The 22,222-nt window shown below is 36.6% G+C and carries 18 protein-coding genes; 11 read left to right on the top strand and 7 right to left on the bottom strand.

Annotated elements, in window-relative coordinates; translation table 11 throughout:
* Nucleotide 1 precedes the first annotated feature (1 nt).
* Nucleotides 2–1,201 carry a dicarboxylate/amino acid:cation symporter gene (locus MP477_RS12895; RefSeq protein WP_257190751.1) on the bottom strand — a complete coding sequence of 400 codons (1,200 nt, stop codon included), beginning with the start codon at nt 1,199–1,201 and terminating at the stop codon, nt 2–4.
* Between the two features lie 308 nt (nt 1,202–1,509).
* Between MP477_RS12895 and MP477_RS12890 the strand changes: the two genes are divergently transcribed.
* From MP477_RS12890 to MP477_RS12875, 4 genes are all read left to right on the top strand, one after another.
* Entirely contained in the window at nt 1,510–2,871 is a 1,362-nt protein-coding gene (locus tag MP477_RS12890) for a S8 family serine peptidase (RefSeq protein WP_257190750.1), read from the top strand.
* A gap of 148 nt (nt 2,872–3,019) precedes the next feature.
* The gene (locus MP477_RS12885; RefSeq protein ID WP_257190749.1) at nt 3,020–3,931 is read left to right on the top strand and encodes a J domain-containing protein; all 912 of its coding nucleotides are present in this window, start codon (nt 3,020–3,022) and stop codon (nt 3,929–3,931) included.
* A 3-nt stretch (nt 3,932–3,934) separates the two neighbouring features.
* Nucleotides 3,935–4,237 carry a chaperone modulator CbpM gene (locus MP477_RS12880; protein ID WP_230037048.1) on the top strand — a complete coding sequence of 101 codons (303 nt, stop codon included), beginning with the start codon at nt 3,935–3,937 and terminating at the stop codon, nt 4,235–4,237.
* Between the two features lie 41 nt (nt 4,238–4,278).
* Entirely contained in the window at nt 4,279–4,809 is a 531-nt protein-coding gene (locus MP477_RS12875) for a hypothetical protein (RefSeq protein ID WP_257190748.1), read from the top strand.
* A gap of 53 nt (nt 4,810–4,862) precedes the next feature.
* Here MP477_RS12875 and MP477_RS12870 read toward each other — a convergent pair whose 3' ends face one another.
* Nucleotides 4,863–5,846 (bottom strand): PLP-dependent cysteine synthase family protein, encoded by a 984-nt coding sequence (locus MP477_RS12870; RefSeq protein WP_047495013.1) that lies wholly within the window; start codon nt 5,844–5,846, stop codon nt 4,863–4,865.
* Nucleotides 5,847–5,978: 132 nt separating this feature from the next.
* Entirely contained in the window at nt 5,979–7,208 is a 1,230-nt protein-coding gene (locus tag MP477_RS12865) for an FtsX-like permease family protein (RefSeq protein ID WP_230037044.1), read from the bottom strand.
* A gap of 4 nt (nt 7,209–7,212) precedes the next feature.
* Here MP477_RS12865 and MP477_RS12860 point away from each other — a divergent pair, with 4 nt between their 5' ends.
* The gene (locus MP477_RS12860) at nt 7,213–8,409 is read left to right on the top strand and encodes a DUF1343 domain-containing protein (protein ID WP_257190747.1); all 1,197 of its coding nucleotides are present in this window, start codon (nt 7,213–7,215) and stop codon (nt 8,407–8,409) included.
* Here the strand turns inward: MP477_RS12860 and MP477_RS12855 are convergent, their stop codons facing one another.
* From MP477_RS12855 to MP477_RS12840, 4 genes are all read right to left on the bottom strand, one after another.
* Nucleotides 8,410–8,616 (bottom strand): hypothetical protein, encoded by a 207-nt coding sequence (locus MP477_RS12855; RefSeq protein WP_047495019.1) that lies wholly within the window; start codon nt 8,614–8,616, stop codon nt 8,410–8,412.
* Nucleotides 8,617–8,620: 4 nt separating this feature from the next.
* Nucleotides 8,621–9,247 (bottom strand): DUF3575 domain-containing protein, encoded by a 627-nt coding sequence (locus MP477_RS12850; protein ID WP_230037040.1) that lies wholly within the window; start codon nt 9,245–9,247, stop codon nt 8,621–8,623.
* 7 nt (nt 9,248–9,254) lie between these two features.
* Nucleotides 9,255–10,430 carry a thioredoxin fold domain-containing protein gene (locus MP477_RS12845; RefSeq protein WP_257190746.1) on the bottom strand — a complete coding sequence of 392 codons (1,176 nt, stop codon included), beginning with the start codon at nt 10,428–10,430 and terminating at the stop codon, nt 9,255–9,257.
* 289 nt (nt 10,431–10,719) lie between these two features.
* Nucleotides 10,720–11,094, bottom strand: coding sequence for a helix-turn-helix domain-containing protein (locus tag MP477_RS12840; protein ID WP_257190745.1), 375 nt, complete (start codon nt 11,092–11,094; stop codon nt 10,720–10,722).
* Nucleotides 11,095–11,225: 131 nt separating this feature from the next.
* On the opposite strand from MP477_RS12840, the gene MP477_RS12835 reads away from it, so the two are divergent.
* The 6 genes from MP477_RS12835 (at nt 11,226) to MP477_RS12810 (ending at nt 22,137) form a co-directional block, all read left to right on the top strand.
* Nucleotides 11,226–12,191: an alpha/beta hydrolase gene (locus MP477_RS12835; RefSeq protein WP_230037035.1), complete on the top strand. Its 966-nt coding sequence runs from the start codon at nt 11,226–11,228 to the stop codon at nt 12,189–12,191.
* A gap of 160 nt (nt 12,192–12,351) precedes the next feature.
* Nucleotides 12,352–13,935, top strand: coding sequence for a histidine kinase (locus MP477_RS12830; RefSeq protein ID WP_257190744.1), 1,584 nt, complete (start codon nt 12,352–12,354; stop codon nt 13,933–13,935).
* Between the two features lie 112 nt (nt 13,936–14,047).
* Nucleotides 14,048–16,630, top strand: coding sequence for a zinc-dependent metalloprotease (locus MP477_RS12825; protein ID WP_373567426.1), 2,583 nt, complete (start codon nt 14,048–14,050; stop codon nt 16,628–16,630).
* A 6-nt stretch (nt 16,631–16,636) separates the two neighbouring features.
* On the top strand, nt 16,637–19,969 hold the full coding sequence (locus MP477_RS12820; protein ID WP_257190743.1) for a SusC/RagA family TonB-linked outer membrane protein: 3,333 nt from the start codon (nt 16,637–16,639) through the stop codon (nt 19,967–19,969).
* Between the two features lie 12 nt (nt 19,970–19,981).
* Nucleotides 19,982–21,301 (top strand): RagB/SusD family nutrient uptake outer membrane protein, encoded by a 1,320-nt coding sequence (locus MP477_RS12815; protein WP_257190742.1) that lies wholly within the window; start codon nt 19,982–19,984, stop codon nt 21,299–21,301.
* A 74-nt stretch (nt 21,302–21,375) separates the two neighbouring features.
* Nucleotides 21,376–22,137 (top strand): LytTR family DNA-binding domain-containing protein, encoded by a 762-nt coding sequence (locus MP477_RS12810; RefSeq protein WP_257190741.1) that lies wholly within the window; start codon nt 21,376–21,378, stop codon nt 22,135–22,137.
* Nucleotides 22,138–22,222: the final 85 nt, after the last annotated feature.

The raw sequence follows: 22,222 nt of genomic DNA, 5'->3' as shown, positions 1-22,222 counted from the left end.
ATCAGGTCTTCACAAACCGGTTTACAAACATTGCTGCAACTATATCACCTACAGCGTTCAGAACAGTGGCTAACGGGTCTACCAATGTTCCGATAATCATCACAGCAGGAATAGCTTCCTGGGGTAATTTATACACCGAAATCATCAGCATTTCACCGATATATCCACCATTGGGAATACCTCCGGCTACAATACTTACAAAAACAGTAATTCCCAGTGCCAGCAACAGATTCGCCGGATCAAAAAAATCTTTTCCAATAATTAAAAAAGCAACATAGATTTTTATAATGGAAGACATGGAAGATCCGTTTTTATGGAGTGTTGTCCCAATAGGAATAACCAGGTTGGCAATAGAGTTAGGTATTCCAATTTTAGAGGCTGCCTGTAAGTTGGCAGGCATGGTAGCAAAACTGCTGCAGGTACTTATGGCAGTAAGGCTGGGATAAATGGCGTTGGTCCAGAAATTTCTAACTCCTTTTTGCCCATTGGCCATAAAAGCATACATTGAAAAAAAGACAAAGAAATAAATAATTCCGGCAATATAGTACAAGCCTAAAGGCTTAGCATAAAATCCAAAGAGCTGAGGCCCTAAAGTAGCCACCTGAAAAGCAAAATAAGCTCCAAGACCAATAGGGGCCAGATTCATGATCAATAAAAGTAGCTCTTTCATGACTTCATATCCTGAAGCAATAAAAACTCTGAAAGGTTCTCCCTTTTCTCCTGCTTTCCGGGCAGCAAAACCCGTCATAAAAGCAAATATAAGAAGGGCCAGCATATTCTGCCTTGAAAAAAGAGCTGTAAATTCCCCTACGGTAAAAAATCCAACAATCCTGTCACCCCATGTATCATTATTAGCGGCCTCTGTAATAGCTTCAGAGCTTCCCGAAACCCCGGAAACAGGGAAGAGATAGACTGCACAGATGGTAAAAACGGCAGCCGTCAGGATGAAGAATAAAAAGGTAAGAGCCATAATAAGAATAATCTTTCCAAATTTTGACTGCTGCTCCAAAGAAGCAATAGAATTGGAAACAGCAAAGAATACCAGAGGTACTACACTTACAAAAAGAAGGTTAAGAAAAATATCTCCCAAAGGTTTTATATACCCTACAATACCGGGAGCAGCTATTCCTATAATGCTTCCAACACTAATTCCTAAGAGTAATAATATAATTCCGGAGTAGTTTTTTAGTACCTCTTTCATGTGAAGTTTTTTTTCAAATATAAGTCTTTTCCAAGTGTAAGCAGAAAATAGATCTATTATTTTAAAATCTGTTTTATCACCCAATTTTGAAATATTATTTAAAATTGGACTGCTTGTATTGTTAATCATGAAATTTTATACTACAAATATTTTAATTAATAAAATTATTTAAATTACATTTAATGTAATTATTTTTACATAATTACATTTTATTGTTAATTATTATTAGATTTTATTATTAAAAATGTTTTAAAATTAAATAATTATAATATATTTGTGAACTGTTTAATTTAAAAAACATTACAAATATGATGAGAAGTAACAAAATTTCGTTATTGCTGATTGCTGTAGCAATCACTGTAAGTTGTAACTCTGATAGACTCAGTGATACACCTGAATCTAATCCCAATTCGAATGCTGCTGTGAATTCTGATGAAGTAGCTTCTGCTGATTCCAAGCCTATTCCTGGACAGTACATTGTTGTTTTGAATGATGGTGTTCTTGATAAAAGTGGCCTTGCTGTTTCTAAAGGTGCACTCCAGAATAGAGAGGCTTATTTAAGACAAACAGGATCACTGTTGAATAAATTAAAAAGCAAAGATAATGGATTGAATTTGAGTATTAATAGTCAAAAGATTTCTAATGCTTTTGGATATGCCCTTGAAGGTTTTGTTGCAAAAAACCTTACTGATGCTGAGGTAGAAGCACTTAGGAAAGATTCTAAAATCAAAAGTGTTGAACAGGATTATCAGGTTTCGTTAGGGAAAACAACCGGGATCATTGCTAAAGCTTCTTCAACACAGGAGATTCCTTGGGGGATTACAAGAGTTGGAGGTGCAGGAGATGGAACTGGAAAAACAGCTTGGGTTATTGATTCCGGAATTGATTTGGATCATCCGGATCTTAATGTAGATACACAAAGAAGTGTTTCCTTTGCCGGAGATAACAATCCTGATGATGGAAACGGGCATGGAACCCATGTTGCCGGAACTATTGCTGCTATTAATAATAGTATTGGAGTTGTTGGAGTTGCTGCCGGAGCTAAAGTTGTCGCACTGAAAGTTTTAAAGAGTGATGGAACAGGAGATTTTTCATGGACTGTTTCTGCTTTAGATTACGTATATGCAAATGCCTCAGCAGAGGATGTTGTCAATATGAGTTTAGGTCCTAATTCACGATATAGAGATTCAGCTACAGAACAAGCTGTTTTAAAAGTAGCGGAAAAGGGTATTAGACTAGCAATAGCAGCAGGTAATTCTTATGATGATGCCAGTTATTATTCACCGGCTGCTGCTAATGCTACTAATGTTTATACTATTTCTGCTTCGGCTGAAGGAGATTATTGGGCTTATTTTTCTAATTATGGATCTCCTGTAGATTATGCAGCTCCGGGATTCCAGGTAAAATCAACATGGTTAAACGGCGGCTACAATACCATTAGCGGAACATCCATGGCATCTCCTCATGCTGCCGGAGTTCTTTTATTAGGTGCTCCAAGCACAGATGGTGCTACTCCAAAACCGGCTTATTGGGAATATTATAATGGATTTAGGAGTGATTTTACATATGGTCCAATTTTTACCGGAAGATATAGTCCTACAAATATTTATACGAAAGCTGACTACCGTTATGATAAAGACGGTGTGGCAGATAAAATTATTCATAGATAATTTATTTATAATTCTAATAAAAAGGGATGAGATTACTCATCTCTTTTTTTGTCTATAAGAATTTTTAATATTTTTTTTCATGTTTTTAAGGGTTTTCTTATGGGGTTTTCAAAGATAAATTTCATAAATTTGAGTAAACATCATTTCTATGGCTTATATAGATTACTATAAAATTTTAGGCGTAGATAAAAACGCAACACAGGATGATATCAAGAAAGCCTATCGAAAGCTGGCCAGAAAACTACATCCTGATCTTAATCCCGACGATAAAGAGGCAGAAAAAAAATTCAAAGAACTGAATGAAGCCAATGAAGTGCTCAGTAATACTGAAAACCGTGCTAAGTATGATAAATACGGAGAACATTGGAAACATGGTGAAGAATACGAAAAAGCCCAGCAACAGCAAAAACAATATCAACAGCAGCAGAATTATAGCAGAGGATATTCCGGAGCCGATTTTGGTGAAGAGGAAGATTTTTCAGATTTCTTCCAAAGTATGTTTGGCGGAGCTGGCGGCTTTAGTAAAAGCTCACGGGGAAGTGCCTCCGGAAAATTTAAAGGGAAGGATATTCAGGCAGAGCTTAATCTGAATTTAAGAGATGCCGCTACCACCCATGCGCAGACTTTTGAAATCAATGGTAAAAAAGTAAGAATTACTATTCCCGCAGGGGTTTACGACGGACAGCAGATTAAGTTGAAAGGACATGGAAATCCCGGTTTTAACGGTGGCCCTCACGGAGATCTGTATATTACATTTAATATCCCTGCTGATCCGGATTTTGAGAGAATAGGGGATGATCTGAAAACTAAGGTCGTTATCGATATGTACACCGCTGTTTTGGGAGGAGGCATAAAAGTAAATACCCTCGACAGCAGCGTCAATCTTAAAGTGAAACCGGAGACTCAAAACGGAACGACGGTAAGACTTAAAGGAAAAGGCTTTCCTGTTTACAAAAAAGAAGGTCAGTATGGTGATCTTTTTGTAACCTATGAAGTGAAATTGCCGGTAAACCTTACCGAAAAGCAGAAAGAACTTTTTGAACAACTAAAAAATTCCTAGGCTATGAGTGAAAGAATATCACGGGAGGAACTCGTAAAAATCTATAATATAGAAATCACTTTTTTTGATGATCTTGTAGAATATGGTTTGTTAAACATTCATATTGAAAATGATATCCATTATCTGATGTATGAAGACCTGCCGGAACTTGAAAAATTTTCCAACTGGCATTATGATCTTGAAATCAATCTTCCCGGTCTGGAAGTGATCCATAATATGCTGAAGAAACTGAATGCCTTAAAAAACAGAAACCGGGAACTGATGAACAAACTTAATGCTATAAGTGATCAATATGAAGATATTTAGCTAGCTTTGCAGCTTTATAAAGCAAACTATATATTTATATTATGAGTGAAGAAAAGGTGATCGTACTAAGGCCTGACAGAAAGACGTTTGAAGACATTTATTTTAGCGGAAACCAGGGAAATTTACTTTTCTCACCTACTACCAGAAGTAAGACCATCACAACAATTGTAGCTGCTGCTATTCTATTTATTGCATTTCTTTTGAAAGACAGCTTGAGTAAGGATAGCCGGGGAGTCTTATATTTTTTAAGTTTTATATTTCTCCTTTGTACGGTTTTTCTGTCTGTAAGCATTAATAAAGTGTCCAGATGGAAGAAACAGGTGAATCATTATCTGGGAGTACTTGAAAAATGTAAGCTTTACGAAATAAGATGTGATTCTCTTTTTTTTACGGTAAATATAGATGGAGAGAAAGAAACCAGTGAATGGAAAGACTTTGAATATTTTGATGCTAATAATGAATTTATTGCTCTGGAAGGTAAGTACAGTTATATGTTTCCAAAGAAGTCAATGACTGAAAGGGAGTATAATCTACTCAAAAAAATACTTAAAGAAAATATTAATAAAGAATAAAAAAAATCAGAACAATTGCTCTGATTTTTGTTTTATCGTGAAGTGATCGTTTATTAATCAAGCCAGCCCATTTCCTTCATCCATTCGTCATTGTAAATTTTTCCTACATATCTTGAACCGTGGTCATGAAGTAAAACAACAATGATATCATCTTTGGTGAACTGATCTTTCATCTGAATCAGGGAGGCAATAGCACTTCCTGCAGAATACCCACAGAAAATACCTTCTTCTTTAGCCAGCTTTCTAGCATAGATGGCCCCGTCTTTATCGGTTACTTTTTCAAAATGATCAATGACAGACATATCATAGTTCTCAGGAATGATATCTTCTCCAATTCCTTCTGTAATGTAAGTATAGGCATGGTCATAGTGAAGTTCTCCGGTTTCATGGAATTCTTTCAGGATAGAGCCATACGTATCTACTCCGATTATTTTAATGTCCTGGTTTTTTTCTTTGAAGAATGTTCCACATCCTGTAATCGTACCTCCTGTTCCTGCACCGGCTACAAAGTGAGTCAGCTTTCCTTCTGTCTGCTCCCAGATTTCAGGCGCTGTAGACTCATAATGAGCTGTTCTGTTTGATAAATTGTCATATTGGTTCACATACCATCCGTTCTCCGTTTCTTTGGCCAGTCTTTTGGAAACTGAATAATAAGAACGCGGGTCAGTAGGCTTTACATCAGTAGGACATACAATAACCTCAGCGCCTACAGCACGAAGAATGTCACATTTTTCTTTGGATTGTTTGGAATTCGTTACAAAGATACATTTGTATCCTTTGATGATAGCTGCAAGCGCTAATCCCATTCCTGTATTTCCTGAAGTTCCCTCAATGATGGTTCCTCCAGGTTTTAATCTGCCGTCTTTCTCAGCGTCTTCTATCATTTTAAGAGCCATTCTGTCCTTTACTGAATTTCCGGGATTGAAAGTCTCTACTTTTGCTAAAACTAATGCCGGAAAGTCTTCTCCTAATACATTGTTAAGTTTTACCAGCGGTGTATTACCTATAGTTTCAAGAATATTTTTTGCGTATTTCATAAATGTTTTATATGCGTGACAAAGATAAGGCTTTTAAATTATTTTTGTTGTGGATAAAATGTGGATAACGTGTGAGCAACATCGATATTCACATCCAAAAATGGTATCAGCTGCTTATGCTTCTTTCCGTTACTAATTATATTTAATTGCTTTTACCGGTGAAATTTTACTGATCAGATAACTTGGGATAATCAAAGCAAGCCCTGAGATGATTAAAATTCCCACTGAAATAGAAATAATGGCAATAGGATTAAGATCTACCGGAACGGTGCTTACGTAATAATTTTCAGGATTAAGTTTAATAATTCCGAAGAATTTTTGAATCAGAATAAGACCTAATCCAATGGCATTTCCATATAAAAGCCCGGGAATCATAATAATAAGTGTATAGTTGATAAAAGTGGCCCGGATCTGGGAATTGCTGGCTCCTAATGTTTTAAGAAGACCTATGGAATTGGTTCTTTCGATGATAAGGATCAGAAGAACCATAATAATATTAATAACCACTACAATGAGCATAATAATAATGATTAAAGCAATATTCGTATCGAAAATGCTTATCCAGTCATTGATTTGCGGAAACTTTTCTGTCGCTTTTTCTGCGTAATTTTTATATCCTATCAGTTTCTCAATATCGGGAAAATCTTTATCTATATCGTTGACATTTTTAAGGAAGATATCCAGTCCTCCGGCTTCATCGGGCTTCATATCCAGAATTCTTCTTACATGATTGATCCCTCCAAGAACGAATTGATCATCAATCATCTTAATATCGGTTCTATAAATTCCAAGTACACGGAACTTACGATAAATTGGCTTTTGATCTGCCTTTAAAAAAACAGTGACAATACTATCGTTGAGCTTTAGGTGAAGATCGTTAGCCACTTTCTGTGAAATGGCTACATCGTTGTTGAAGCCTACTTCTGTGACGTTGGGAGTAGTACCGGCAATTAAGAATTTCTTAAACCTGAGGCTGTCAAAATCTTTTCCAACTCCCTTAAATGTAATGCCTGCAAAGCTATGCTCATTCCGCATAATACCGGTAACTGTGGCATATTTCTGGATGCTTTCCACATCGGGAAGTTCTTTGATCTTAGGAATATTGAGCCCCTGGTTATCAAGGACTGAAGTATTATAGGAAGAATTGGAACGTGTAGACCTTACGGTAATATGTCCGCTGAAATCTGCCAGTCTTTCTTTAATAGCTTTTTTAGAACCAAAGCCTGTGGCCACGGTAATTAAGGAAACAATGATTCCCAAAGCCACAGAAAGTCTGCCAATGAAGATGATAACTCTTGAAAGGTTATTTTTGTTATCTTTGGAAAATGCTATTTTTCTAGAGAAATATAAAGGAAATTTCAAGCTTATGAATTTAGATTTCAAAATTAAAAATTTACTTCTTATTTGCCTAATTTTTTTAGGAGTATTCAACCAATATTATTCTCAGGCTCAAGTTCAACCGGATTTTAAAACCGGAGCCGATCAGCCTGAATTGTATTTACCCCTGTTAAAAAACAAAACGATTGGCATTGTGACCAATCAAACCGGGCTGATGAGTGATAAGAATCATCTGGTAGATTTTTTAGTAAAAAATAAGATTAACATTAAAGCTATTTTTGCTCCGGAACATGGGTTCAGAGGAGATGCTGATGCCGGTGCGAAAGTGAAAAATGGAGTAGATGTAAAAACAGGGTTGCCCATTGTTTCATTATATGGCAATAATAAAAAACCAAAACCTGAACAGCTAAAAGGTATTGACATTGTTCTTTTTGATATCCAGGATGTAGGCGTGAGGTTTTATACCTATATCTCTACATTAACTTATTTAATGGAAGCCGGTGCTGAAAATAATGTTGAAATCATGGTTCTTGACCGCCCGAATCCACATGACGGTTATACTGACGGCCCTGTTTTAAGAAAAAAATGGGCAAGCTTTGTAGGCATGCATGAAGTTCCTGTAGTATATGGGCTGACAATTGGAGAATATGGAAAAATGGTAAACGGAGAAAAGTGGCTGAAAAATGGTGTTCAGGCTAAATATACCCTTATTCCAATGAAAAATTACCATAAAAAACAACGGTATCCAATTTTAGATAAACCTTCTCCCAACTTACCGAATGATAAAGCCATTAATCTTTATCCTAGCTTATGCTTTTTTGAAGGAACTCAGGTTTCTGTAGGAAGAGGAACAGATATCCCTTTCCAGGTTTATGGTTCTCCGTGGACAGAGAAACTGCCATATGAGTTTACTCCCAAACCAAGCTATGGGGCTAAAGATCCTTTTCTGAACGGAAAGCTCTGCCATGGTGAAAATCTTTCGAAATACCCAAAAGATTTAAGAGAACTTAACCTTGAATGGGTTATAAAAGCATATCAGAATTATAAAAACCCCCAGCTGGATTTCTTCCTGAAGAATCTATGGTTTGATACATTATCCGGAACCGATGAATTCAGAAAGCAGATTATTGCCGGTAAAACCATTCCGGAAATTAAAGCTTCGTGGAAAAAAGACCTGGCTGATTTTGAAAAGATCAGAACCAGGTATGTGGTTTATGAAGACTGATTAATCAAAATGCTGAGGTGGGTTTTTGTCATTTTTACCTTTGTTTAAGATAAATAAACCCACAGTTAACCCAACAACTCCTGCAAAAGCAGTGAGCAAAGCTCTTTGTAATTTATCAGGAAGATCATTCCCAAGGTAGTTCATTAAAAAAAGGATCACAAAAGTGATCACTGAAATGATAATATGATTTCTTCCGAATGGTTTCATTGTATTATTTAAATTTGTAAGAGATCATGACTCCTCCTCTGTATGGGATAAATTCGCCACTTTTATTAAGACCGCTTGCCTGATCATATCTTTTTCCTGTTGTTTTATCATACCCTTTATAAAAACTCTGGGATGTTCCAACAGTACCATAGATGTCAAGATTCCAACGGTCAGATAACTGAAACTGATAGCCGGCAGTTAGCCCCAGCATAATAGAAAATCCTTTTTGGTAAAGATTGGAGTTGATATAAGTATCACCATTTTCCCTGACAATAACCCTATCATTCCAATAGTTCCATTTTTGAACATTATAGGCTGCAAAAGCAAGATTCGCTCCCAGATACCAGTGTTTAAAAGCCTCTTTGAAATAATACCTGCCTTCTACAGAAGCAGAATAATATTGAAGCTTATGTCCGGCAAAAGATTTCCATGGGGAAATAAAAACATCTCCCTGAATGGTATATTTAGGGCTTATCTGCTTTTCTACACCGGCGTTGATGATTCCTATGGGTAGAAAAAGAGCGTTCCCCTTTATGTATAAACTTTTATCCTGTCCTTGTTCCTGTTCCTGAGCGTTTAAAGTACCTATTGCTAGGAAGGCTAAAGCGCCTGTCAATAATTTATAATTCATCGGTGTGTTATTGTATTTGATTTAATAGCTCTTCGGCCAGTTTTGAATCTTTATGGGTTTGAGTGGCTATATTTTTAGACATTTCTGCATAATTCTTTGCCATTTCTTTATTGCCTGTAAGAAAATACAGCTTGGCGAGAATATAAGTGTTTTCAGAGGTTTCACTTCTCATCACAGACTTTTCTGCCCATTCTGTGGCCTTCTTTAATGAGGCTGGTGTTTTGATATGATCACTGAATATCCATGCAGCCCTTAATAGTTCATTGGGTTCAAAAGCATCAGCATTTTTATAATAGTCTAACGCAGCTTTCTCAAATTCCGGAAAATTAGCGTTCTGCTCGTAATAGCTAAGTTTGGTCTGATTAAGCTTTGTGATGGCTGCCTCTTTACCTACCAAAGGCTCGGCTGCTTTCATAAAGGTATCGTCATTGATTCTTTTATTTTTATCATCAATGGACTGTTCTACTATTTTGGATAATTTCAGCTGAGCATCAAATTCTTTATAGGTATCTTCAGGTAAAAACTTAATAATTTCAGCTTTTCTTGAAGTGAAAACAGTATAATTACGGTCTTCTGTTGACTTTACGAAATAGAGCAGGAGGCCGATTTCTTCTTTTGAAAGCTCTTCAGTCTTTTTTTTGTTTTCAAAATATCTTTCCGAAGCTTTTTTAGCGAAATCAAAATCACTGCTGGAGTTCAGTTTCATGACATTGATCAGAAATTCGGGATCTTTTTCACCATTGGCAAAACGTTCTTTCAAAGAACCTTTTTTATTGCCCGGAGAATTGATGTCCTGTGCCATAGTCACAAACATACCTGCCTCCATATATCCGGAGTTTTGAGAAACAAGTTCACCTTCGCCATTTAAAAAAAGATAGGTAGGATAAGACCGTACTCCATATTTAGCTGCAATTTCACGTCCTTCACCTTTTTCCATGTCGAATCTTGCATTAATGAAGCTGGTATTGAAATAATCTCCAACGGATTTTTGAGTGAAAACATTTTTTTCCATCATCTTACATGGGCCGCACCAGGAAGCATAGGCATCTAGAAAAACCAATTTCTTTTCCTTTTTTGCCTTTGCGATAATATCCTTGAATGGTAATTCCTGGAACTGGATAGACTCTTGAGCTGAGATAATGATAGAACAAAAAATAGATATCCCGGAGATGATCTTCTTCATTTTCAAATTAGATTTGTAGGCGAAGATAATTAATTTTCAAAACATAAAGAGCTGATTCCGCTTCCTGATAGAGTATATTAACTAATTTTAAGATTTATGACTGCTTTGGTTAACAGATCATATGAAAATAACAACCGGAATTTAAACTTACAGATTTTGAAAGCTAACTTCAATGTCACTTCACATTGGGGTGTACTTATTAAATATTAGTTTAAGCCGCTCATACTTTCAAAAATAGGGTAAAGCCTACAACAATCAATTACTAAATTTTCCGCTTATAGTTGATTTTTTAATAGGATGATCCATTATTTTGTTTATCATTTTTATGCTCCTTACCCCAGATTTCCAATTCATTCAGTATGGGAATTAATCTTTTACCAATCTCGGATAATTCATATTCTACTCTCGGAGGAACTTCTGCATAAATATTTTTGATAATCAAATTTTCATGTTCCATTTTTTTCAGCTGAAGGGTAAGCATTCTTTCGGAAATATTGGGAATATTGTTCTTTAATTCATAGAACCTCAGCTTTCCTTGTCTAAGATGATAACAAATAGAGAGGATCCAGCGCCCGCTGATCAGATTAACGGCATATATTTCTGAACAGCTGTGTTCCAGTGTTTTTTTATTTTCATTATTGGTGGATGATTCTTTAATACTCATACTTACATTTTTGTTCGTTTCATACAATCTAATACATACTTGGACAGCATATTACATGTAAGTTAAATTTACAAATAAAAAACAGCAAATATCTTCTTTGCAGATTTCATTTGTATTAAAAATATAACAGCATGGACTTTAACAGAATTGATGAAGATTTAAGAATAAGTATAGAGAATACTCCCTATTCATTAGAAATTGATGAAGATGTATTTTTAAATAATCCTGAGCTAATCCAGAAGGAAAGAAAAGAATTTATAAAAGCGCATCCTTTTAAGCATTCCGATTATATCCTTATAAAAGATATTTTTATAGAAAGTTCAGTGGATAGATATGAAATCAGGTTACATATTTATCAGCCTGAAAAATATAACATGGATAAAACGCTCTTATATTTTCATGGAGGAGGATATGTTTTCGGTTTACCCGAACAGGTGGACAATCAGATGTTCGAAATTGCAGATAAGCTCAATGCAACTATTGTGTCGGTAGATTACCGATTATCTCCTCAGTATCGGTTTCCAGTTCCAATTCTGGATGGTTTTGATGCTTTACAATGGGTGATTAGTGAAGGGGAAGCTCAGTTGGGAATTAATCCTGCTCATATCACGGTTTTAGGAGCCAGCGCTGGAGGTCACCTGGCAGCAGCAGTTACCCAGATGGCTGTAGATCATCATATTGAAAATATAAAGCATCAGTTTTTATTGTATCCGGTAATTCATAACCGGTTAGACACTTCTTCAATGGAAGAGTTTACAGATGCTCTTTTATGGAACAGGATATATGCTCAAACGGCATGGCTTCATTTTTTGGGGGAAGAGAATGTAAATAAACGTATCAGATATGCAGATTTAACTCATTACGATAATTTTACTAAGCTGCCTCCAACAACCATTGTTGCCTGTGAACTGGATCCTTTAAGGGATGAAGATATAGAATTTGCACAGTTGCTGTATAAGGCTGGTGTCAAGACTGAACTATGGGTTATTCCAGGTGCCTTACATGTTTTTGATCTGTTTGATTCTCCCATGAACAATCAATATAAAAAGTTTATGATGGGCAGGCTTTTTTGTAAAACAAATAAAAGGAAAAAATAATATTCAAAAACGTCTTCATGAAGATGGTTTTGAATATTATGAGATGATTTTTCTACGTATTCTGATTATATATATAATTCACTTTTTGGTCCTGAAATCTTTGTTATAATTTTGCAAACGAATAATTTACCTGTAGGAGGAAACAAGAATTTAGAATACATTGAATATTAATTTTAAACGTGCACTGTCTCAGAAATCTGTTTTTATAGCTGCTTTATCTGTTTCTTTAATTGCAGTTGTAGCACTTGCTATTTTGAGCTTTTTAATTACCCGTGACAGCCAGAAAAATACCGAAGATTTCGCAAGGAAAACTTTTGTCCGTAAATATGAATCCGTTGAAAAAGAATTTAGAAATATTGAGGATTATCAATATTTGCTTCGTGCCCTGATCCAAAAAGACGGGTTGAAAAACTATAAAGATTATTCTTCCGTTTTAAATAACCTGAACAAAAAACGTAATCTTTTAGCTTACAGCTGGTATTACTATTATAATGACGCCTCCGGAAAAACCGAGAGTAATACCCCATTGTCTGATGTTTTCAAAAAAACAGGGAATATAGAAAAGTCTGTCACCTTAAAAAATAATGCAGCCGGACATTTCAAAGACCTTCTAATTACCCGTAAAGACAGCTTGTATTGGGTGAGCTATGATTCTTTGCTGCTGCCGGATAAAAATAAACTGTATTATGGTTCTGCTGTAAGTCTGGATGACCTTCATCAATATTTTATCAATGTAGATAAAAGCTCTAATACCTACGCCTATGTTTTTACCAAAGAAGGTATTTGTATTACCCATCCTGAAAAGAAATACCTTGGTAAAAATATTTTTGATTTTACAGATATTAAGCCTAAAGATACATTGAGTAGTAAAACAAAATCAGGATATACCGAAGGCATTGCAATCTCTGAGTATCTGGGAGTTGAAGTCACCCGGTTCATAAAACCCTTAAAAACGGATAATTTTGAAGGATATACCGTGGTTAACCACGTCAATTTTATTATCGATGAAAATGTATACAAAGTAAAAACGTATACCACCTATATTTTTCTGGCAGCATTGTTTCTTATTGTAACGGTCTTTATATTGTTTCAGAGATCTGCTCATATTGCCTATAAGGAAAAAGAAAAAATACAGTCTGAAAAGAACTTATTGTTGGTAGAGAACGAAAAGATGCACAAAGCAGAAGTCATCAACCAGCTTCAGCAGCTTAAAAATAATATCAATCCGCATTTTCTGTTCAATTCTCTGAATTCCCTATATATGCTGATCGGGATTAATAAAGACAATGCGCAAAAGTTTACCATGAATCTTTCAAAGATCTACCGCTATCTTATTGTACCTCCCAAGGAAAATATTGTTTCCGTTGCCCAGGAGATTAATTTTATACAGCAGTATATGGAACTTTTGAAAAGCAGGTTTGATGAAGAGCTGAAGTTTAAATTAGTGATTAATAATCAGGAGAGTTTGGAAAATAAGATTCCTTATCTGTCTCTTCAAATCGTAACGGAAAATGCGATAAAACATAATATAGCAACCATAGATCAGCCTCTGGAAATTATCATTACCATTGAAAAAGAAGGGATCATTGTAAAAAATACCTGGCAGCTCAAAACAGAACCCGTACAGGGAGAGAAATTCGGAATTGATTATTTGAATCAAGTTTATGGATATTTTAAACATAATTTTGTTAATATTTCTGTAGATGGTGAATATTTCATATGTTTTTTGCCATTAATGAAGTGAAAATAAAAATCCATTCACTCCCGAAATATCCCCTCTCACTCCCTAACACTATATATATGATTCTCTTTACCTATAGCTTTGCCCGCTGAAACTAAGATATTTACTATTTGGAATGAATCGGACTATTTTAATGAAGAATTACAGGCTGGCACTGTATTTAGGACTTGCTGTGGCTTCGCCGGCAGTGCTGGCACAGAAAAAAGATTCTGTAAAAACGACTAAAGAAAAAACTGAAAAAGCTGACGTTTCTTCGAAGAAAACAAAAAAAATTGAAGACCTGATCAAAAAAGGAACTTATAAAAAAGGACTTTTTAATACGATCCAGGTAAAAACGGATGTTTATTTTGAAATTCCTGACAGCCTGATGGGACGTCAGTTTTTGGTGGTTAATAAACTGTCTCAGGTACCTATGCAGGTAAATGAAGCTGGTTTAAACAAAGGAATGAACTATGAAAATAAAATCATTTCATTTCACCGTGATACCGTAGCTAAAAAAGTTTGGGTCAGAACTTCAGAAGCGAAAGTTTCTTCCCCTAAAAATGATGCTATTACAAAATCTGTAAAAGATAATTTCTCAGAATCTATTATTGAAGTTTTTGATATTGAAGCTCAAAATTCAGATTCTACGGCGGTAGCCATTAAGGTAAACAAAGTTTTTGATGGAAATCAGAAAAGCTTTAATGATGTTTTGGCTAATGTAGGATTGGGGGGATCAGTGAAATCAAGCCTTTCTTACATTGAAGGCGTGAAGACATTTCCTCAGAACCTTGTGGTGAAATCCCAGTTGTCAACATCCGTGAATGAAGGAGGTGTTGATTTGCCGGTAACACTTGGTGTAACCACTAATCTTGTACTGCTTTCTAAAACTCCTATGAAACCCAGAGTTTCTGATCCAAGAGTGGGGTTTTTTACAGAAAAACACTGGGCATTTAATGATGGCCAACAGAAAATGGATGAGAAATTCTTTATTACCAAATGGAATTTGGAACCTAAAGATGAAGATAAAGAAAGGTATTTGAAAGGAGAATTGGTAGAACCTAAAAAACCGATTGTATATTATATTGATCCATCCACCCCAAAGCAGTGGCGTGAGAAAATTATTGCAGGAGTTCATGACTGGCAAGTGGCTTTTGAGCAGGCTGGTTTCAAAAATGCGGTCATTGCAAAAATGCCGGATGAGAAAGATGAGGATTTTGATATTGATGATGTAAGATATTCGGTGATTACCTATGCAGCTTCTCCTAAATCTAATGCAATGGGGCCTTCGGTAGTGGATCCTAGAAGTGGTGAGATTATAGAGGCGGATATTATCTGGTGGCATAATGTAATGACTTCGCTTCAGGAATGGATGAGAATTCAGATAGGGCCTATAGACCCTAAAGCCAGAGGAAATAAATTCAGTGATGAATATATGGGAGAAGCTATCCGGTTCGTTTCGTCCCATGAAGTAGGACATACTTTCGGATTGAAACATAATATGGGATCTTCCTTCGCCTTTCCTGTAGAGTCACTCCGTTCCAAAGAGTTTACCGATAAGATGGGCGGTACAGCACCTTCTATCATGGATTATGCCCGTTACAATTATGTAGCTCAGCCGCAAGATGGTGTTACTGCTATTACTCCAAAAATTGGAATTTACGATAAATATGCTATCGAATGGGGCTACCGTTGGTATCCTGAAGAATTTTCTGAGAAAAAAGCATTGAGAAATTTAATAGAGAAACATGAGGACGACCCTCTGTATTTTTATGGAGAACAGCAAAGTTATCTGGAAACTATAGATCCGCGTTCACAATCTGAAGATCTGGGTGATGATGCTATGAAGGCCAGTGAATACGGGATGAAAAACCTGAAAATTGTTGTAGATAATCTTTTAAAATGGAGCTATGCAGATGGTAAAGATTATACGGATGCAGGGAAATTGTATTTAGGGGCTATTGGGCAATGGGATCTGTATACCGGTCATGTCATGGCGAATGTAGGAGGAATTTATCTGAACCATACGAATTTCGGAAATAAGAAAAAAGCTTACGAAGCAGTACCTGCAGAAACCCAGAGAAGAGCTGTTGATTATCTTGTTAAGAATGCCATCAACCTTCCGGAATGGTTATTTTTCAATCCGATCTCAGAGAAAACATATCCTGTTAAAAATTCTCCAATGGGACCGTTTGAACAGACTCCTTATACGCTGGTAAGAGGAATGCAGTATGCAAATATTTATTCCCTGTTGATGGATGACAGACTGTTGAGATTATTGGAAAATGAGCTAAAGCATGAGGTTTCGGGGTCAAAAGGGGAAATATATACTGTTGAGAATTTATTTGATCAGATAAGAACTGCTATTTTCAATAAAAGAGGAAGTCTGACGATCCTTGAAAAGATGACGCAGAAGAACTATGTGGACGCTTTAATTGTTTCTGTGAATAAATTATTTGAAAAGACTGCGGTAAAGGCACTGAAGGTAGACAATACCCTGAAAATGCCAATGATCTGTACTTTCCATGAAGATGATAAGGAGCTTAGAAACATTAATTATTCCTCCATGAAAAGAGTATCTGAAGTAACTACCTATAAAAGGGCAGAACTACACAAGGTACTGGATTTACTGAACAGAACCAGATATAAAGGAGATGACGCTTCAAGAGCTCATTACACAGACTTAATTATTCGAATTGAAGAGGCTTTAAATAAATAATCGGCTATGAAAAAAACTCTAATACTTTTACCTCTTTTAGCAGCTAATATCGCGTTAGCGCAACAAAAGAAAACCATCACCGGAAAAATAGAAGATGGAAACACATCTCAAATAATTAGCGGTGCATCTATAAAAATAGAAACACAATCTGTTTCTACAAAAACCGAGCTGGAAGGAGTTATTGAAAGTGTATCTGTAGGTACAGTAACCGATAAGGACGGAAAATTCATATTAGAAATCCCGGCAGACACTAAGTCTGTATCCGTAAGTTATCCTGGCTATGAATCCAGGATTGTTCAGATCAATGAAGGACAGACTCATTATACAATAAGATTGGTCCCTGAGCTTTCTGACAAGAATAAAATACAGGAAGTCATCATTACAGGATATCAGAAAATTGAAAAACGCAAACAGACCTCAGCGGTTTCAACGGTTAAGATGGATAATATTAACCAGGCTGGTGTGGCAAGTATAGATCAGATGTTATCAGGACAAATTGCCGGAGTAGCTGTTACTCCGGAAACAGGAGCTCCGGGAAGTCCGGCAAAGATCAGAATCCGTGGAACAGCTTCACTTTCTGGTCCGCAGGATCCGCTATGGGTGATTGATGGTCTTCCATTGGAAGGAAATGATGTACCTAACTTCACCGATAAGGATAATATCGATCAGCTCCAGAACTTCTCTATTGCAGGGCTGAACCCGAATGATATTGAAGATATTACCATTTTAAAAGATGCTGCGGCTACCGCTATTTATGGAGCAAGAGCAGCTAACGGGGTAATTTCCATTACTACGAAAAAAGGAAAAAAAGGAACCATGAGAGTGAATTTTTCAGCGGATACCTTTATTACATCCCGTCCGGACTTTGGTAAACTTAATCTTTTAAATGCCTCTGAGAAAGTTGATCTTGAACTGATGCTTGCTCAGCGTGCCGATCTAACATATCGTGCTGATAAAGGAGAGGTAATGAGGATTTTAACCAAAAACGGGCAGCTTGATGCTTTCAGAAACGGCGGTTTAGATGCGTTGAATGCACTGACGATTCAGCAGATTAACGGCTTAAGGAACAGTAATACCGATTGGGGGAAATTACTATATAGAAATGCGATCAACAGACAGTATGGAGTAAGTATTTCCGGAGGTAGCGACCGTTCAGATTATTATTTTTCCCTGGGATATTATGACGAGCAGGGAACAACTATTGGTACAGGCTTTAAGCGTTATAACCTGACGTTAAAAAATAACTATAAATTAAGTGACAAATTAAATGCAGGAATCTCTATTTTCGGTACACAGAGTGAGCGTGAATCATTCATTACAGATGCTGATGCCAATATCAGCCCTGTCAACTATTCAAGAAATGCCAATCCTTATCTGACACCTTACAACGCAGATGGAAGCTACAGGTATGACAGGGATATCGATGGTTTTGATGACAGGTATATTCCTTTCAACTTCCTTGAAGAAAGAGAAAATACAAGTTACAACCTAAAAAACCATTCCCTAAAAGCGATATTGGATTTAGAGTATAAAGTATCCAAAAGCCTGAAATTTACTTCGCAGTTGGGAATTCAGTACGATACCAATGAAACGGAAAAATATGCAGCCCAGAATACTTACTTTACCAGAAAGATGAAAGAAGGAACCCGTTATTATAAAGATGGGGCATACCGTTATTTCTTGCCCGACGGAGCAGTAAAGCAAAACTGGGATAATGACTTTTTCCAATACAACTGGAAACTGCAGGGATCTTACAGCACGAAAATTAATTCCGTACATGAAATTGACTTGATGGCCGGAACGGAACTTCGCAAAACAGAAGATAATACAACCATTACAAGAGCATTTGGTTATGATCCTACCACAAGAAGAGCAACGGCAATTGTATTCCCAAGCTCCAGTTTCGCGGCAGAGAGAAAGTACGAAACCTATCGTGAAATGCCACCTGTAGAGAATGCTTATGCTTCAATGTTTGCTACAGCTTCATATACCTATGACCAGAAATATACTTTCTTTGGAAGTGTAAGATACGACGGTACCAACTTATTCGGGGTTAATAAAAAGTATAAATACCTTCCGATATGGGCTGTTTCAGGTTCATGGTTGGTATCAAAGGAGAACTTCATGAAGAATGTTAATGCCATCTCTAACTTCAGACTGAGAGCTTCCTATGGTCTGCAGGGAAATATTGACCGTAACACATCACCATTCTTTATTGGAGAATACAGTGATGCAACAATTCTTCCCGGATCAAAAGAAAATATCATAAATGTAATCAGTCCTCCGAATGATAAGCTTCGTTGGGAAAAAACAACCAATGTTAACTTCGGGCTTGATTTGGGCTTGTTCAAAAACCGTATCAACCTTACTGCTGATGTTTACAGCAGAAAAGGAACAGATATGATCAGTATGAAAGAAACACCGCTGGAAACAGGGTTCGAATATACGATGATGAACTGGGGAAGTCTGACGAATAAAGGTTTTGAATTGGCGCTATCTACCAGAAATATCGACAAAGAAAATTTCAAATGGAGTACCACGATTAACTTTGCCCACAACAAGAGCAGGGTACTGAGTGAGCAGCCTCGTGATAACGCTTTGCTTCCTTCAAGAGAAGGTCTTCCGGTGAATGCCGTTTTTGCTTTGAAAACAGCAGGAATGGATGAACAAGGAAACCCAATGTTCTGGAAAGGCAATGAAAAAATATCAGCTGCAGACTTCTTTAAATTATACGATGTCTACGCGGATTTCCTTCCGGGTCAGCTTGTAGATACCAAACTTTCCAATGCGGAATTAAGAAGTATGTTTACTTATATCGGAGACAGGGATCCGAAATTTACAGGAGGTATTATCAACACATTTAAAGTACATAATTTTGATCTTACTGTTTCTGCAACATTTAACCTGAAGCAGACCGTAATGAGAACGCCTTCTTACCGTGGATCTGAGTTTGACAGAGGTAGAAATTATACCAGAGATATCTATGAAGCAGGAGGTTCACTTCCGGGAATTACAAGCCCTGATATGGAGGCTAATCCGAATGGATGGATGGCAAATAAATGGTTTACCGGTAACCGTTCCAATGCGTACAGTTTATTGGATGTATGGGCAAAAGAAATCAGCTATATAAGAATCAGCAGCATCCGTTTGGGATATACACTTCCTAAAGAGTTTACAGCTCCTATGGGAATCAGTGCATTGAGGCTGAGTGTTGAAGGGCGTAATTTATTTGTATTCAGTAACGGATATAAGGGATATTTTGATCCGGAAACCTATGGGAATATTTATGCACAGCCTATTACAAAGTCAGTTACAGTAGGATTTAATGTTTCTTTTTAAAACTTGAAAAAAATGAGAAAAATAACAACATTTATAGCACTGGCGGTAATCAGTTTTACCAGTATCGGGTGTGATAGATTTTTAGATATTCAGCCGGAAGGAAAAGTAATTCCAACCACAGTTGATGATTACAGGAAAGTACTTACGTCAGCCTATTCAAAATACCCTTCTCACAGAGCTCTTACAGCACTCCGCACCGATGAGGTGAATATTGATGAGAATACCAGCGATTTCATCTCTTACCGTGAGATTGCTATGTGGAAGGACTCCAATACAGATCAGGCAACTACTGAGTTTCCATGGGTGAGTTTTTATTCCGTGGTATTTTACCTGAATCAGATCATCAATGAAGGGAGCAAGACTATGGCGGAGTCTCCTGAAAAACAGCAGATTTTAGCTGAAGCTTATGCATTGCGTGCCTATACCTATTTCGATATGGTTAATTTGTATGCTAAACCTTACAACAGTGCCACGGCTTCTACAGACAGAGGAATTCCTATCACCCTTGATATTGATCTTGAACAAGTATTGAAACCTTCTACTGTACAGGAAGTTTACAGTCAGGTTCATGCAGATATGGCAAAAGCTGAAGGCCTTATGGTAGAGCAGAAGCAGGCTACAGGCATCAATTACAGATTTTCTAAGGCTGCATTACTGGCACTTGAGGCAAGAACAGCTCTTTATGAAGGAGAATGGAATAAGGCTCTAAGTTATTCAGAGCAGGCATTGGCTATTAAAAGTGATATTAGCAATCTGAATACGGTAAATACGGCACCTAACCATTATGCTTCGCCGGAATCTATTCTGGCTCTGGATAATGCATTCAACAGCTCTGTGCAGAATTTATCCTTTGCATCAGCAGAACTTCTTTCAAAATATAACAGTACTACAGATAAAAGATTCGGACTATATTTTGAAAAGAGCGGAAATAAATATAAAGTGATCAAAGGAGGAAGCTCTGATTTCAGAGTATCTTTCAGAACATCCGAACTGTATTTTATAAAATCTGAAGCTTTGGTAAAGCTGAATAAACCTGATGAAGCCAAGCAAGAACTTCTTAAGGTTTTAAAAAACAGATACACCCCGGATGGATATGTTTCTGTTCAGAATCAAGTAGCACCAATGAACACTGCGGAATTCATGAATTTTATTCTGGATGAGAGATTCAGAGAATTTGCAGCAGAAGGACAGCGTTGGTTCGATTTAAGAAGAGCAAATCAGAAAAAAATAACCCATACAGTAAATGGGCAGGAATATATTCTTCAGCAGAATGATGTGAGATATACCATAGAATATCCGATGAGTGCGAAGAAAAATAATCCTAATTTATAATACATTCATATTAACACCCCTGAAACCGCCAGAGCTTAACCGTTCTAGCGGTTTTTTTGTACTTTTGTACCGTTATGAAAATTGCCATTATAGAAGATGAATTGCTGGCTGTTAATTATCTGAAAGACCTTTTGGATAAGCAGACTATAGTTCCTGTCACTGAGATAGTTATTCTTCGTTCCAAAAAACAGGCAATAGATTTCTTCGAACATAATGCTGCAGATCTTGTTTTTATGGATATTCATCTTGGTGACGGAATGAGCCTGGAAATCTTTGAACAGGTGGAACTTTTTACCCCGATTATCTTCATAACGGCATTTGATGAGTATGCGATAAGAGTATTCAGACATTTCACCATTGATTATCTTTTAAAGCCTTTTGAAGAAGATGACCTACACAAAGCATTACAGAAATTTATCTCCATCAGGAATAATTTTGACCCGGAATCTACTCTAAAATCCATTTCTACCTTACATCAGGGAGGCTCCGAAATGATGAAACGTCTTATGGTAAGAGAAGGGAATAAGCTTAAATCCATAGATGAGCATCATACGGCCTATTTTTTTGCGTCGGGGAAATATCTTTTCTTAACGACAAAGGACCATCAAACCTATATTTACGATGATACTATTAAAGATATTATTCAAAAATTAAATCCCAATGTTTTCTTTAAAGTAAACCGTAAATTTATCATCAATAAAGAAGCAGTCACTGAAATTATCAAACATTCAAGCCAGAAAGTAGAGCTTAAGCTTTCCCCCGAACCTGAAGTGAATACTGAGGTTTTTATCAGCAAAATGCAGATCGCTGAATGCCTGAACTGGCTGAACAGCTGACCTGCCTTATAAAGTATCTTCATCCATCTTAGATCCTTTCCATGATAAGGTGTCTTATTTTTTTGTATTTTCATCCTTCAATTAA

Source organism: Chryseobacterium sp. WG23 (assembly GCF_024586575.1).
Taxonomy (GTDB): domain Bacteria; phylum Bacteroidota; class Bacteroidia; order Flavobacteriales; family Weeksellaceae; genus Chryseobacterium.
This window is presented reverse-complemented; position numbering and strand designations above follow the sequence as displayed.

Excerpts from the sequence above, each read along its gene's own strand:
- MP477_RS12820 (WP_257190743.1), top strand. The coding sequence starts at position 16,637 with ATGAAAAAAACTCTAATACTTTTACCTCTTTTAGCAGCTAATATCGCG.
- MP477_RS12850 (WP_230037040.1), bottom strand. The coding sequence starts at position 9,247 with ATGAATTATAAATTATTGACAGGCGCTTTAGCCTTCCTAGCAATAGGT.
- MP477_RS12880 (WP_230037048.1), top strand. The coding sequence starts at position 3,935 with ATGAGTGAAAGAATATCACGGGAGGAACTCGTAAAAATCTATAATATA.
- MP477_RS12855 (WP_047495019.1), bottom strand. The coding sequence starts at position 8,616 with ATGAAACCATTCGGAAGAAATCATATTATCATTTCAGTGATCACTTTT.
- MP477_RS12815 (WP_257190742.1), top strand. The coding sequence starts at position 19,982 with ATGAGAAAAATAACAACATTTATAGCACTGGCGGTAATCAGTTTTACC.
- MP477_RS12890 (WP_257190750.1), top strand. The coding sequence starts at position 1,510 with ATGATGAGAAGTAACAAAATTTCGTTATTGCTGATTGCTGTAGCAATC.
- MP477_RS12825 (WP_373567426.1), top strand. The coding sequence starts at position 14,048 with ATGAATCGGACTATTTTAATGAAGAATTACAGGCTGGCACTGTATTTA.
- MP477_RS12860 (WP_257190747.1), top strand. The coding sequence starts at position 7,213 with ATGAATTTAGATTTCAAAATTAAAAATTTACTTCTTATTTGCCTAATT.
- MP477_RS12895 (WP_257190751.1), bottom strand. The coding sequence starts at position 1,201 with ATGAAAGAGGTACTAAAAAACTACTCCGGAATTATATTATTACTCTTA.
- MP477_RS12870 (WP_047495013.1), bottom strand. The coding sequence starts at position 5,846 with ATGAAATACGCAAAAAATATTCTTGAAACTATAGGTAATACACCGCTG.
- MP477_RS12840 (WP_257190745.1), bottom strand. The coding sequence starts at position 11,094 with ATGAGTATTAAAGAATCATCCACCAATAATGAAAATAAAAAAACACTG.
- MP477_RS12885 (WP_257190749.1), top strand. The coding sequence starts at position 3,020 with ATGGCTTATATAGATTACTATAAAATTTTAGGCGTAGATAAAAACGCA.
- MP477_RS12810 (WP_257190741.1), top strand. The coding sequence starts at position 21,376 with ATGAAAATTGCCATTATAGAAGATGAATTGCTGGCTGTTAATTATCTG.
- MP477_RS12875 (WP_257190748.1), top strand. The coding sequence starts at position 4,279 with ATGAGTGAAGAAAAGGTGATCGTACTAAGGCCTGACAGAAAGACGTTT.
- MP477_RS12845 (WP_257190746.1), bottom strand. The coding sequence starts at position 10,430 with ATGAAGAAGATCATCTCCGGGATATCTATTTTTTGTTCTATCATTATC.
- MP477_RS12835 (WP_230037035.1), top strand. The coding sequence starts at position 11,226 with ATGGACTTTAACAGAATTGATGAAGATTTAAGAATAAGTATAGAGAAT.